The sequence below is a fragment of the Rhodococcus sp. BP22 genome (assembly GCF_014281965.1).
In the GTDB taxonomy this organism is placed as follows: Bacteria; Actinomycetota; Actinomycetes; order Mycobacteriales; family Mycobacteriaceae; genus Rhodococcoides.
Genome location: NZ_JACFTB010000003.1, coordinates 272,335 through 286,221, shown reverse-complemented (window position 1 = coordinate 286,221; position 13,887 = coordinate 272,335). Strand labels below are relative to the sequence as shown.

The 13,887-nt window shown below is 62.2% G+C and carries 10 protein-coding genes; 2 read left to right on the top strand and 8 right to left on the bottom strand.

What is annotated here, in order from left to right:
- Positions 1–2: 2 nt before the first annotated feature.
- The 7 genes from H2510_RS08695 to H2510_RS08665 are packed head-to-tail and all read right to left on the bottom strand — an operon-like array spanning position 3 to position 9,188.
- Complete coding sequence (locus H2510_RS08695; RefSeq protein WP_186627910.1) at positions 3–767, bottom strand: enoyl-CoA hydratase family protein; 765 nt, start codon at positions 765–767, stop codon at positions 3–5.
- Positions 767–1,927, bottom strand: coding sequence for an acyl-CoA dehydrogenase family protein (locus H2510_RS08690; protein WP_186627908.1), 1,161 nt, complete (start codon positions 1,925–1,927; stop codon positions 767–769). Before H2510_RS08690 ends, H2510_RS08695 begins: the two co-directional genes overlap by 1 nt.
- Positions 1,924–3,954 (bottom strand): biotin carboxylase N-terminal domain-containing protein, encoded by a 2,031-nt coding sequence (locus tag H2510_RS08685; protein WP_186627907.1) that lies wholly within the window; start codon positions 3,952–3,954, stop codon positions 1,924–1,926. The genes H2510_RS08690 and H2510_RS08685 overlap by 4 nt, the downstream gene beginning before the upstream one ends.
- A 5-nt stretch (positions 3,955–3,959) precedes the next feature.
- Positions 3,960–5,558, bottom strand: a complete 1,599-nt coding sequence (locus tag H2510_RS08680) for an acyl-CoA carboxylase subunit beta (RefSeq protein WP_186627906.1) — start codon at positions 5,556–5,558, stop codon at positions 3,960–3,962.
- A complete protein-coding gene (locus tag H2510_RS08675) occupies positions 5,555–6,703 on the bottom strand; it encodes an acyl-CoA dehydrogenase family protein (RefSeq protein WP_186627905.1) in 1,149 nt (382 codons plus the stop codon). The genes H2510_RS08680 and H2510_RS08675 overlap by 4 nt, the downstream gene beginning before the upstream one ends.
- On the bottom strand, positions 6,700–8,394 hold the full coding sequence (locus H2510_RS08670; protein WP_186627903.1) for an acyclic terpene utilization AtuA family protein: 1,695 nt from the start codon (positions 8,392–8,394) through the stop codon (positions 6,700–6,702). Before H2510_RS08670 ends, H2510_RS08675 begins: the two co-directional genes overlap by 4 nt.
- Complete coding sequence (locus H2510_RS08665) at positions 8,391–9,188, bottom strand: TIGR03084 family metal-binding protein (RefSeq protein ID WP_186627901.1); 798 nt, start codon at positions 9,186–9,188, stop codon at positions 8,391–8,393. Before H2510_RS08665 ends, H2510_RS08670 begins: the two co-directional genes overlap by 4 nt.
- A gap of 337 nt (positions 9,189–9,525) precedes the next feature.
- Between H2510_RS08665 and H2510_RS20775 the strand changes: the two genes are divergently transcribed.
- Complete coding sequence (locus H2510_RS20775; protein WP_261392820.1) at positions 9,526–9,648, top strand: hypothetical protein; 123 nt, start codon at positions 9,526–9,528, stop codon at positions 9,646–9,648.
- 212 nt (positions 9,649–9,860) lie between these two features.
- Positions 9,861–11,882 carry an HNH endonuclease signature motif containing protein gene (locus tag H2510_RS08660; protein WP_186627899.1) on the top strand — a complete coding sequence of 674 codons (2,022 nt, stop codon included), beginning with the start codon at positions 9,861–9,863 and terminating at the stop codon, positions 11,880–11,882.
- Positions 11,883–11,976: 94 nt separating this feature from the next.
- Here H2510_RS08660 and H2510_RS08655 read toward each other — a convergent pair whose 3' ends face one another.
- Positions 11,977–13,740: a DHA2 family efflux MFS transporter permease subunit gene (locus H2510_RS08655; protein WP_186627897.1), complete on the bottom strand. Its 1,764-nt coding sequence runs from the start codon at positions 13,738–13,740 to the stop codon at positions 11,977–11,979.
- Between the last annotated feature and the right edge of the window lie 147 nt (positions 13,741–13,887).

Genomic DNA, 13,887 nt, shown 5'->3' with positions numbered 1-13,887 from the left:
TACTACTTCTTCCCTGTGTTCGGTATCGCCCAACTCGGTGGACGCTTTTGTAGAAAGGACATCATCCCTTCCCGCGCCTCCTCCGATTCGAACAGCCTCGCCGAATGTGCGGCGAGCTCCTCACCTCGACGATCGAATTCGGCGAGTATCGAGGCGGTGGTCAACCATTTCGACTCCGCCAACCCTTGCGGTGACGCCTGAGAAATCGATGCCACAAGTTCTTCGATCATCGACTCCGGATCCGAACCGGCTGCACTGATCAACCCGATGGCCTCTGCTTCGTGGGCCCCGAACTTCTCACCGGTCAGAAAGTATCGGCTCGCCGCCCGCGAAGCGAGTCGAGGAAGGACGGTGAGCGAGATGACGGACGGGGCGAGCCCGAGCCGCGCCTCGGTCAGCGCAAACGTACTGGCGGGCCCGGCCACGACGATGTCACAGGCACCGACGAGTCCCATTCCTCCGGCGCGCACATGGCCGTCGATCTTCCCGATGACCGGCTTGGGTGTCTCGAGGATCAGACGTAGCAGTCCGAGCATCTGGGCGGTTCTGCCCTCTACCGAACCGCCCGCCTCGGACATGTCGGCTCCGGCACAGAAAGTATTGCCCGTGTGCGCGAGTACGACTGCACGGATACCGGTGTCCTTGCCTGCATCGACCAGTCCGGCGGTGAGCTCGTCCACCAGAACGGTGGACAACGCGTTTCGATTGTGTGGCGTGTCCAGCGTCAGCGTGGTGACTGCATCTTCGGTGTGAACCTGCACTGCCATCAGTACGACCTCGGCAGGCCCAGCGAATGTTGGGATACGAAGTTCAGGATCATCTCCCGGCTGACCGGCGCAACGCGACCGATGCGGGCCTGACCGAGCATTGCAGCCAGTCCGTATTCCTCGGTCAGGCCTGCGCCGCCATGGGTCTGAATAGCCTGATCGAGCGCTTTGATGCTCGCCTCTGCTGCAGAGTATTTGGCCATGTTCGCGGCCTCCGCAGCGCCGAAGTCATCGCCACTGTCATACAGAACTGCGGCCTTCTGCATCATCAGCTTGGCCAGTTCGAGCTCTATCTTGACCTGAGCGAGAGGATGCGCAATGCCCTGGTGTGCTCCGATCGGCGTCTTCCACACGGTGCGTTCGTTTGCATATTTGACGGCTTTGTCGATCGCGTAGCGGCCCATGCCGACCGCCATCGCCGCACCGAGGATGCGTTCGGGATTGAGCCCGGCGAACAGTTGCATGAGCGCGGCATCAGCTTCACCGACGAGGGCGTCGGCCGGCAACCGGACATCATCGAGGAACAACGTGAACTGATGATCCGGCTCGATGATGTCCATCTGCATCCGAGTTTTCTGGAAGCCCTCGGTGTCCGTCGGTACAACGAACAGAGCCGGCTTCAGCTTGCCGCTCTTACTGTCTTCGGTTCTCGCGACGATGAGCACGGCGTCGGCCTGATCGACCCCGGAGATGTAGATTTTGCTGCCGTTGACGATCCAGTCGTCGCCATCTCTCCTGGCCGTGGTCGTGATCTGATGCGAGTTCGAACCGGCGTCGGGCTCGGTGATCCCGAAGGCCATGATCTTCGACCCGTCGGCAAGCGCGGTCAACCATGTCTGCTTCTGGTCCTCGGTGCCGTACTTACCGATGATGGTGCCGCAGATCGCTGGGCTCACCACCACCAGGAGCAGACCTGCACCATGGGCAGAGAGTTCTTCCTGCACGAGCGCGAGTTCGTAGATGCCTGCTCCACCACCGCCGTACTCCTCGGGAAGATTCACCCCCAGGAATCCGAGCTTGCCCGCTTCGTTCCACAATTCCGTCAGCGGTTCACCACGCCGCGCTTTGGGGAGCACGTAGTCGATGTAGTTGAAGCGCTTGCCCAGAGACGAGACTGCCGTACGCAGCGCCTTCTGCTCCTCGGTTTCGATGAAGCTCATGTGTTCTCCCCTTCGTTCACTACTGCTTCGGTGACTACTGCTTCGGTGACTTCGGATTCGGTGACCACGGCGAGTAATGCGCCGACTTCTACCTGCTGTCCCACTTCGACATTCAGCTCGGTGAGTACACCCGCCGCTGGAGCGGTAACCGTGTGTTCCATCTTCATCGCTTCGAGCCACAGAATCGGCTGACCAGCTGTGACCGTGTCACCTGCCGCCGCGCCGACGCGAACGACGTTGCCCGGCATGGGAGCCAGCAGTGATCCCGCCGCCACCTCCTCGCTCGGGTCGGTGAAGCGCGGTGTCCTGACCAACCGCACTGGCCCGAGGGAAGAATCGACGAAGATGTCGTCGCCGTATCGTGCGACGTCGAAGAACCGACGAATACCGTTCTCGTCGAGCACTACTCGCGTAGGCGAAGTGGACACCAAGGTGACGCCGTCCAGACTTGTCGTGAGCCCGTACCGGCCGAGCGTGTATTCGACGGCAATATCACCGGACTCGACCTCGCCCAACGACGCGTCGGTTCGATAGGACTTCCGCTGCGGCTGGGAGGGCAGGTTGCGCCACCCGCTCGGCAACCCTTTGTCGACCCGTGCCGTACTGCGATTGACGGCGGCATCGGCGAGCGCGGCGGCGAGCGCCGACAGCTGCGCTGCGTGGGTGCCTCCTACCGGACGCGCGAGAGCATCGAGCCCATGAGTGTCGAAGAACGCAGTATCGGTGTCCCCTGCCACGAAAGCCGGATGGCGTAGGACATTGACCAGAAGGTCACGGTTGGTCTTCAGACCATGAATCTGCGCATTCTGCAACGCTTTCGCCAGCAGCTTCGCAGCCTGCTCACGGGTTGGTGCATAGGAGATGACCTTGGCCAGCATCGGATCGTAATGAACGCCGACGACATTGCCACTCTCGATGCCGGAATCGATCCTGATGCCTGCTTTCTCGAGTACCGAGAAATGTGCACCAGGAATCTCGAACCGGTGAACCGGGCCACTCTGTGGTTGCCAATCCTGCGACGGGTCCTCCGCATAGAGCCGAACTTCGATCGAATGGCCTGCAGCAACAGGCTGGTCTGCGGGCAGCGAACCGCCTCCGGCCACATGGATCTGCAACGCAACCAGATCCAATCCCGTCGTACATTCGGTGACGGGGTGCTCCACCTGCAGGCGGGTGTTCATCTCGAGGAAGAAGAAGTTCCCACTTTCGTCCGCCAGGAATTCCACGGTTCCGGCTCCCTCGTACCGGATAGCCTCGGTGGCCAACCGAGCCGCGTCGAAGAGTCGCTTGCGCATACCCGGAACCCGCTCGACGAGGGGCGACGGCGCCTCCTCTACGACCTTCTGGTGCCGCCGCTGCAGCGAGCACTCTCGCTCGCCGACGGTCCACACGTTGCCCTGACGGTCAGCCATGACCTGTACCTCGATATGACGACCGGTTTCGATGTAACGCTCGCAGAACACCGTCGAGTCACCGAATGCCGACAGCGCTTCCCGCTGTGCCGCTTCGATTTCTGCATGCAGCGCGGCAAGTTCACGCACGATCCGCATGCCGCGGCCGCCACCACCGGCAGATGCCTTGACGAGAACCGGAAGCTCGTCCTCGCCGATCGCCGCGGGATCGAGCTGCGTCAGCACCGGTACCCCGGCGTCGGCCATCATCTTCTTGGACTCGACCTTGCTGCCCATCAGTTCGATGGCCTCGGCCGGCGGTCCGATCCAGATCAACCCCGCGTCCTGCACTTGTCGTGCGAATTCCGCATTCTCCGAAAGGAATCCGTACCCGGGGTGGATCGCGTCGGCACCGGCCTGCACGGCAGCGGCGATGACGCGTTCACTGCGTAGGTACGTCTCGGCCGAGGAATTTCCCGGCAGACGTACCGCGGTGTCGGCTTCCCGCACGTGCGGAGAATCTGCGTCGGCGTCGGAGAAGACGGCGACCGTGTCGATGCCCTCACTGCGGCAGGTGGCGAAGACGCGTCGCGCAATTTCACCGCGGTTGGCGACCAGGATCGAGTTGATAGTCATGTGCGTCACATCCGGAAGACACCGAAGTTTGCGGTGCCTTCGATCGGGGCAGAGGCGATGGCCGAGAGGCACATTCCCACTACCGTGCGGGTGTCACGGGGGTCGATCACTCCGTCGTCGTACAGGCGTCCGGAGAGGAACAGCGGCAGCGACTCCGCATCGATCTGCTTCTCGATCATCGCGCGCATGCCTGCGTCTGCTGCTTCGTCGAACACCTGGCCGCGCCCTTCGGCAGCAGCGCGTCCGACGATGGAGATGACACCCGCCAGTTGCGCACCGCCCATGACTGCGGACTTGCTCGACGGCCAGGCGAACAGGAAGCGTGGGTCGAAGGCTCGCCCACACATGCCGTAGTGGCCCGCGCCGTAGGACGCGCCCAGCAGGATGGAGATGTGCGGGACGGTGGAGTTGGAGACGGCGTTGATCATCATCGAACCGTGCTTGATCATGCCGCCTTCCTCGTACTCCTTGCCGACCATGTAGCCGGTGGTGTTGTGCAGGAAGAGAAGTGGCGTGTTCGAGCGGTTGGCAAGTTGAATGAACTGCGTCGCCTTCTGCGATTCCTCACTGAACAGAACGCCTCGTGCGTTGGCGAGAATGCCGATGGGGTAGCCGTGTAGTTCGGCCCAGCCGGTGACGAGTGAAGATCCGTACATCGGCTTGAACTCGTCGAAATCGGAGCCGTCGACGATGCGAGCAATGACCTCGCGCGGGTCGAACGGAATCTTCAGGTCGGTGGGAACTATGCCGAGGAGTTCCTCGGGATCTGCGAGGGGCTCGATGACGTCGGCGCGCGGCTCCGGGCCCTGTTTCTTCCAGTTCAAACGCTCGACGATACTGCGACCGATGCGAATGGCGTCCTGCTCGTCGACGGCGAAATAGTCTGCGAGCCCGGACTTTCGGGCATGCATTTCGGCACCTCCGAGTGACTCGTCGTCGGAGTCCTCACCGGTAGCCATTTTGACCAGCGGTGGTCCGGCCAAAAATACCTTCGACTGTTCCTTGATCATGACGACATGGTCGGAGAGACCGGGAATGTACGCACCACCTGCGGTGGAGTTACCGAAAACCAGGGCGATGGTGGGGATGCCCGCCGCGGACAGTTGTGTGAGGTCACGGAACATGCGGCCGCCAGGAATGAAGACTTCCTTCTGCGTTGGCAGATCGGCGCCACCGGACTCGACGAGCGAGATGACCGGCAGACGGTTCTGCATTGCGATGTCGTTGGCGCGGAACCCCTTCTTCAGCGTCCACGGGTTGCTGGCGCCGCCGCGGACCGTCGGGTCGTTTGCCACGATCAGGCATTCGATGCCGCAGACGACGCCGATGCCTACCACCGTGCTGGCGCCGACCGGAAAGTCGCTGCCCCAGGCAGCAAGTGGGCACAGTTCGAGGAAAGCCGAGTCCTCGTCGACGAGCAACTCGATGCGTTCGCGGGCAAGGAGTTTGCCCCGCTTGCGATGGCGCTCGATGTACTTCTCGCCTCCGCCGAGCAGCGCCTTGGTGTGCTCGACATCGATCTCGGCGAGTTTGGTGTTCATCGCCTCGGTTGCCTCGACATACTGCGCGGACGCAGTGTCGAGAGTGGACTTCAGCACGCTCATGCCTGATACCCCAATCGTTTTGCTGCAAGCCCGGTCAAAATTTCGGTCGTGCCGCCGCCGATGCCGAGGATGCGCATGTCGCGGTATTGCCGCTCGACTTCGCTTTCGCACATGTAGCCCAGGCCGCCGAACAGCTGAACTGCCTGGTTGGCCACCCACTCACCGGCTTCGACGGCAGTGTTCTTCGCGAAACACACCTCGGCGATGAAGTCTTTGTTCGATTCGAGCGACTGCTCCACGAGATAGTGGGTGTACACCCGGGCAACGTCGATCTTGCGAGCCATCTCGGTGACCGTGTTCTGCACGGACTGCCTCGCGATGAGCGGCTTGCCGAAAGTTTCACGATCGCGGACCCACTGCAGAGTCAGATCCAAGCAGCGTTGGGCACTGGAGTACGCCTGTGCAGCGAGAGCGATGCGTTCGGTGAGGAAGGCCTGCGCAATCTGCGCGAAACCGGAGTTCTCGGCCCCGACGAGATTGCCCACCGGCACTCGGGCGTCGGTGAACGACAGCTCCGCGGTATCGGAGGCACGCCAGCCCATCTTCGCGAGTCTGCTCGTCACCTCGAAACCTGGTGTGTCATTCTCGATCACGAGTAGCGATACCCCCGCTGCCCCGTCGCCGCCGGTACGCACCGCGGTGACGACGAAGTCCGCGCGGCAGCCCGAGGTGATGTACGTTTTGGCGCCGTTCACGACATAGTGGTCGCCGTCTTTCACAGCCTTGGTCCGCAGATGCCCGACGTCGGAGCCGCCGCCGGGTTCGGTGATGGCCAGCGAACCGATCTTCTCGCCGGCGAGAGTCGGTCGAACCCACTTGTCGATCTGCTCGGCGTCGCCTGCGGCCACCAGATGCGGCAGCGCGATCCCAGCGGTGAACAACGACGCGAACAACCCACCCGAGGCACCGGCCTGGTGGATTTCCTCGCAGATGACGACGGCGTCGGCGAAATCTCCGCCCTCACCACCAACGCTCTCCGGGAAACCGGCGCCGAGCAAACCGAGTGCCGCGGCCTTCCGATGCAGCTCGCGGGGTAGCTCCCCCGCGGCTTCCCAATCGTTCAGGTACGGCGCGATATCGTGTTCGACGAAGCTACGCACGGTCTTTCGGAGTTGCTCGCGCTCCGGAGTGTTCCACATTGTCATGAGAGTGTCCCTGTGAAGACGAGAGTTTCGGGGATGTCGATGTGGCGCGAACGCAGCCACTCACCGAGCCCCTTGGCCTGTGGATCGAAACGAGCCTGCGACGCGACGCCTTCCCCGAGGATTCCTTCGATGACGAAGTTGACGGCCCGTAGTTTCGGGAGAAGGTGTCTGGTGACGACGAGATCCGCGGTCTCCGGCAGCATGAGTGCGACCTGCTCGACCGTCAGAGCGTGTGCCAGCCAAGCAAATTCGTCGTCCGTGCGAACCCAGACGCCGACGTTCGCATTCCCACCCTTGTCCCCGCTGCGTGCGGCGGCGATGGTGCCGAGCGGAACGCGAATGGTCGGTTCCGTCTCTCGCGCCGGTGGTAGTTCCGGTTCGGTCAGCGGTTCGAGTTCGAGCGTCTCGGTCGCGGGTTCGATCTCCCGTTGCGTCCCGTCCGGCAGTACGACCACGTGTGGCACTTCGCCGATCGGCACATAACCGGCGGTGAACACCCCGTACGGCGCTCCGTTCCCGGGAGGCGCCGTCACCGAAAGCCCCGGATAGCTGGCAAGTGCCAGCTCGACCGCCACCGAGGAGAATTGCCGCCCGACAACATTCGGATCGCTGTCGCGAACGACGCACCGGAGCAAGGCACTCGCGGTCTCCTCGGTCTCGGCGTCGGGCTTGTCGGTGCGCACGAGCGTCCAGTCGAGTTCGGTCGGCCGCGACGGAAGCCACGACTCGAACTGCTGCTGCGCCAGTGCGGCTTTGGCCTCGATGTCGAGGCCGGTCAGGATCAGGGTGAACTCGTTGCGGAATCCGCCGAGTGCGTTGAGAGAAACCTTGGCAGTGGGCGGGGGCGCTTCACCCTTCACTCCGCTGACCAGCACGCGGTCCGCTCCCGCCTGTGACACCGACGCGGTGTCGATTCGAGCGGTGACATCGGGGTTCGCGTAGCGGCCACCGGTGATCTCGTAGAGCAGTTGAGCTGTGACGGTACCGACGCTCACCGCACCCGACGTGCCTTCGTGTTTGGTGATGACGGACGATCCGTCCGCCTCGATCTCGGCAATCGGGAATCCTGGCCGCGACATATCGGCGATCTCGGTGAAGAACGAGTAGTTGCCACCGGTGGCCTGCGTACCACATTCGATGATGTGCCCGGCAACCACAGCCCCGGCGAGAGCGTCGTAATCGGTTCTGCTCCAACCGAAATGGGCGGCTGCTGGTCCGACGATGACGGAAGCGTCGGTGACGCGCCCGGTGACGACGACGTCGGCACCTGCGTTCAGGGCCTCGACGATGCCCCAGGCCCCAAGGTACGCGTTGGCGGTGAGCGGACTACCGAGGCCGAGTTCTTGGGCTCGCGGCAGCAAATCGTCGCCGTGTACATAGGCGATTTCGGCGCCGGTGCCGAGCTTGTCGAGTGCCTCGACCAGGCCGCTCGGGTTGAGGCCACCAGCATTCGAGACGATTTTGACGCCCTTGTCGAGCGCAAGCCCCAGGCAGTCCTCGGCCTGGCGGAGGAAAGTCTTTGCGTAGCCTAGAGACCGATCCTTCGCCCGGTCACGGCCCAGGATGAGCATCGTCAACTCCGCGAGGTAATCGCCGGTGAGATAGTCGAGTTCGCCGCCCTCGAGCATCTCGCGCATCGCCGAGAGGCGGTCGCCGTAGAAGCCGGAACAGTTACCGATTCTGACTGTCATCTTTTGGGTCGTCCTGGTCCTGGAGGGCCTGCGAAGGCTTGAGCGATGGTAAGCCAGTGCTGAGCGTCCGGTCCGACGGCCTCGATGTCGAGATTTTCCGGGTGCGCCCGCTGAGTCACCAGAAGACAAAAATCCACCGCCGAGCCGGTGACGCGTTGAGCAGCGTCACCGGGGCCCCAGGTCCAAAGCTCACCCAAGGGGGAGGTCAGCTCGACTCGGAACGGCTCGGACGGCGGAGTCTGTTGGTTGATCACATAGGCAAAATCACGGGTACGGACGCCGATATGCGCGACAGCTTCGATGCGCTCGGTCGGCTCGCGGGTGATACCGAGTGCGTCGGCGACATCCTGGCCGTGGGCCCAGGTCTCCATGAGGCGAGCCGTTGCCATCGAAGCAGCGCTCATGGGCGGTCCGAACCACGGAATCTTCACACCGGACGGGACACGTTTCAGTGCGTCGGCCATGGCATGCCTGCGGGTACGCCAGAGCGCGAGGAGATCAGAATTTCTGGCCTCCTCCGCTGCGGCGGAGTCGACGAAACCAGCGGGATCGGACCATGCAGCCTTCAGCACGCCATCGAACTCTGCGGCAGCGGTCGCATCCCCCGATGCCCCCGAGGTGGTCCGTTCGGCAACATTGTCGGTCCAGGACAGATGCGCGATCTGATGCGCGACGGTCCATCCCGGTGCTGGTGTGGGCGTCGCCCACTGGTCTTCGGTCAGTCCAGCAACGAGAGCGTCGAGCGCGTCACCCTCGGCGCGGAGGTCATCGACGATCGAGTCGAGGTCGGCCATGGAGGAAGTTTCACATCTGATCGATAAAAAAGCAAGCACGCTTGCTTGTTAATGGTTCAATCGGCTTTCCGGCGGCCAGGAGGTGCCAATCGTCGGCGAAGACTTCGATGCCATCGGCCCCGGACGTAGGCACTGCGTCGAGCTGTCCGGAGGGCGAGAGATGGCTGGCCGGAGAGGAAGTATCAAGCCTCGCCGGAAGTGAAGCGTCGAGCTGTCCGGAGGGCGAGAGGGGGCTGACACAGAGCCTGGACTAGCCGACCGAAGAGACAACCATGCCCACGGTCGTGTTGTAATCATCAGCCATTCGTACGGGTGCGAATTGGCGGTCCACCTTGCCGTGAAGCATCCCGAGCTCGCCTGCGGGATGGTTCCGCACGATCCGGCGATCGAACTCGACGCCGTCGCACTGCTCGAGGCGGCCGACCTGCCAAAGGGTGCGACTGCAGCACACGGGGGCTGACCTGAGGGTCACAGGGCGCCCACACGCCGCGAGGTGGCCGGCCGCAGGCCAGAGAACTTCCGGCTGAAATGTCGGCGACATGGTGTATGCACTCGATATTTGTATTCGACTGCACTACAAGCGAATCGAAGAAGCCAACCCTTGACGGGCATCCCGGGGGGGCTATAGTATCGAACATACGTTCTAATCGACTTGCCGGGGGGCTTCGATTCATGAGTTCGAGTCGCAGAAGTGCATTCGCTTCGTATGCAGGTCCGCAGCACACGCCGGTCGTCGATCGATCAGTACTTCAGGAGCTCTCCGACGCGGCGGTGATCGAGAACCAGGCCTGCGCACGCAAAGTTCGGCTCGCAGCGTCGATCTGGGATTCGTGCATTCATCAGAATGTCCAAGTCGGTGACGTGATCATGGATGCGGGGAGCTATGCGGCATCGGAGACAGCGAAGGCGCTGGGATGCTCCAAGACTGTGGCGGACACTTATGCAGAGATCGGGATGGATCTCCGGCTCCGATTACCCAGGGTCAGAGCAGCATTCGACGCAGGCGAGTTGGATCTCGCGCGGGTGCGGGCGATCTATCGAAACACCAACTCGCTCTCACTCGAAGTTGCCGTCCACATCGAGTCCGAAATACTCCACGCAGCGCGCCGCCTCTCCCCCGGGCCACTCGCCACCGAGATCTGTGAAATCGTGCAGCGCGTTGCACCGGAGGAGGCCGCTGCGCTTCGCAAAGATCTCGTCAAGCTCACCCGCGTTCGATACCGCGACAGAGACATGATCGCCACCATCGAGGCAGACCTCGAAGCAGGTGACGCCGCGGCGTGCTGGCAACTGGTAAACGAAATGGCGAACACTCTGTGCCGCCGTGATCCGCGCACGCGTGGCCAGCGACTCGCGGCGGCGTACGTGGCGCTCATGCATCAAGAGACATTTGTTTCGTGCACGTGCGAACAGGACGAAGACGATCCGTGCACCGCCCGGCGGGAATTGCCTGACCGCCGTAGCCCACTGACCACCGTCACGATCGATCTGCCGACCCTTGCCGGACTCGCCGATCTACCTGGGTACCTCGCAGGGCACGGATTGATCGATGCGGACTATGCCCGAGAACTTGCTGCAAACGGAGACTGGCAGCTACTGCTGACCGAAGCGGCCGATCTCACCGCATCGCTCGGTCTACTAGACGTGATCCCTGATCATGATGTCGATGTTCGGTCAGAGCGTGGCGAGGGTGACAAGCGGACGGGCGAGGATGCGGGTGCCTGTCCAGGTCCAGGTGACGAGCGGACGGGTGCAGGTGCAGGTGCAGGTGCAGGGGCAGGGGCAGGTGCAGGTGCAGGTGCAGGTGCAGAGAGTGACGGGCCCGGCGACTCCGCAGGCACAGGCACTGGAATCAATCTCGGTAAGCACACTGTGCTCAATCCGTTGGGTCATGGACGCCGCAGGCGTGGACTCACCTTTCCGAAGCGTCCGGCAAAGTCACAGCCGTGCACTACAGCGCCGAATGCAACTGAGTCCGCTACCGATTACACCGGGTCCTACACGCTGCTAGCGCACATCGAAGAGGCTGTTGCAGCTAACCCGGCGCGGGCCGAGGCTCTGCACCCCGACGGTCACGGCGGATTCCTCGAACCACCCGACGGTGCGCTCACTTATCGCCCGAGTAGCGAACTGGCCAAATGCGTTCGACAACGGGATCGCACCTGCCGCCATCCGGGATGTGATGTTCCGGCCGCGGCCTGCGAAATCGACCACGTGGTGCCCTATCGCCACTACGACCCGAAACTCGGCGGATGGACGGTACTGACCAATCTGCATTGCCTTTGCCGCTATCACCACATGCTCAAGACAATGGGCGTCTGGGTTCCTGTCATGCTCTCGCGGGGCATCGACTACTGGACTTCGAGTTCCGGATCAACGGCGATCACTTTGCCTGGGGGCACAGTCGGGACGACCGATCTGTCCGACTGCCGCCTGATCCCCCACATTCCGCGCAGGCGACGCCCCCACTGCAGCCTTCCACCGGCGAACACGAACAAGCCGGACACCGAACTCGCCGTACCTGACGGACCAGGCACACCATTCACCGATCGCCCGTACGCACAATCGGGCCGGCACAGCGGAGGCCACCGCGACGCAGCGCGCAGCAATAAGACTTCCGCGAGCACCAGCGGTCCCGACGGTCCGGGGAGTCCCAGGAGTACGGAGGATGCAGATGGCCCTGCGCCGTTCTGAACTGTGAAACAGGAGGTCCCTCGTAACAATCGAAAGTTACGAGGGACCTGAGAGCGTTCCGAGGGATCGATCTCTTTCCCGAGCGCTGCGTTCGTTAAAGATCCCCGCCTGCTCTGGCAGCCTCGACCTTTGCCGCCTCACCACTGGCAGCCTCGACCTTTGCCGTGTCACTTCTGGCAGCTTCGTCTTTCACTGTTTCGTCCTTCGCAGCCTCGTCCTTCGCAGCCTCGTCCTTCGCAGCCTCATCCTTTGCAGCTTCGTCACGTTCCTGCTGGGCAGCCGCGAGACCGGACATCGTCCGTAGCGGCACTTCCTTGACGAAGATGACCAACACGAATCCGATAACCATCAGGATGGAGACGGCAAGGAAGACATAGTCCATGGCGTCGGAGAATCCGACGCGGAAAGGTTCTGCCAGCGCACTGTCGAGCTTTTGCATGAACGAACTGTCGACCAATGCACTGCCAGCGATCGACGAGTCCTGCGCAATGATCGCGTCGGCGAAGCCCTTTTCCAGCGGGTCGGCACTCGTCGACGCCGATTGGACGGCTTGCTGGAACTCCGGCGTCGTACTGGCCGCTACCAGCGCGTCAGTGGTCTTCGGTGTGAGCTGTGTAAACAGCATCGACAGGAAGACCGCAACGCCGAGCGTCGCACCGATTTGACGGAAGAAGGTCGCAGCAGCAGTCGACACTCCCATGTCCTTGGGGGGCATCGCATTCTGAATTGCCAGTGTCAGCGGTTGCATCATGCAGCCGAGACCGATACCGAACAAGGCCATGATCAGCATTGTCTGCCACAGCGGAGTATCCGCGTGGACATAGTGGAAGAGGAACATTCCGATCGCCATCAGTGCTGTGCCAACTACCGGGAAGATCTTGTAGCGGCCAGTTCTCGAGATCATGCGCCCCGACACGATCGACGAAATCATCAGGGCCCCAACCATTGGAAGCGTCTGATAGCCGGCGAGCGTCGGTGACGACCCCTTGACTACCTGCAAATACTGCGGCAACAGCGAAATGCCACCGAACATTGCCGCACCAGCGACGACGCTGACCGCAATGCACAGTGCGAACAATCGATTGCGGAAGAAACGCATCGGGATGAGTGCGTCGTCGCCCATCTTTATTTCCGCGAAAATGAATGCGAGGACGCCGACGATACCGATCGCAAAACACAGCAACGCGAGAGGCGAAGTCCAGCCCCACACCCGGCCCTGTTCGGCGATGATGAGCAACGGAACGAGACCGATCGCCAGCAGCAGTGCACCCCACCAGTCGACGCGCGCCTCACGCCTGAACACCGGAAGATTGAGCACGCGCCACACGACGATGAGCGCAATGATTCCCAGCGGGACGTTGATGTAGAACACCCACCGCCAACCCGTGATGCCGAGAATGGACGACTGGCCTGCGAGCAGCCCGCCGATGACGGGACCGAGCACGCTCGAAGTGCCGAATACCGCAAGGAAATAGCCCTGGTACTTCGCTCGCTCACGAGGCGGAACGATGTCGCCGATGATGGCGAGCGCCATCGACATCAAGCCACCCGCACCGAGCCCCTGCACTGCGCGGAATGCAGCGAGCTCGTACATCGACGTCGAGATGCCGCACAGCATCGAGCCGATGACGAAGATCGAAATCGCCGTCATGTAGAACGGTTTGCGGCCATACAGGTCGGAAAGCTTTCCGTACAGCGGCGTCGAGATCGTCGAGGTGATCAGGTACGCCGTGGTGACCCACGCGAGAACCGAGAATCCGTTGAGATCATCGGCGATCGTGCGAACCGACGTCGCCACGATCGTCTGATCGAGTGCTGCGAGGAACATGCCCATCATCAGCCCCGATAGGATCACCATGATCTGTCGGTGTGTCAGTTCTCCGGACGCTGGCTGCGTCACTTCTTGTTCGGTTACCACCGCTTGGTCACACCTTTACGATATGTTTGCTTGCAGCACACAAGTAAATTGGGAACACCAGCATGCTCTCGGGAACGCGAGATTGCA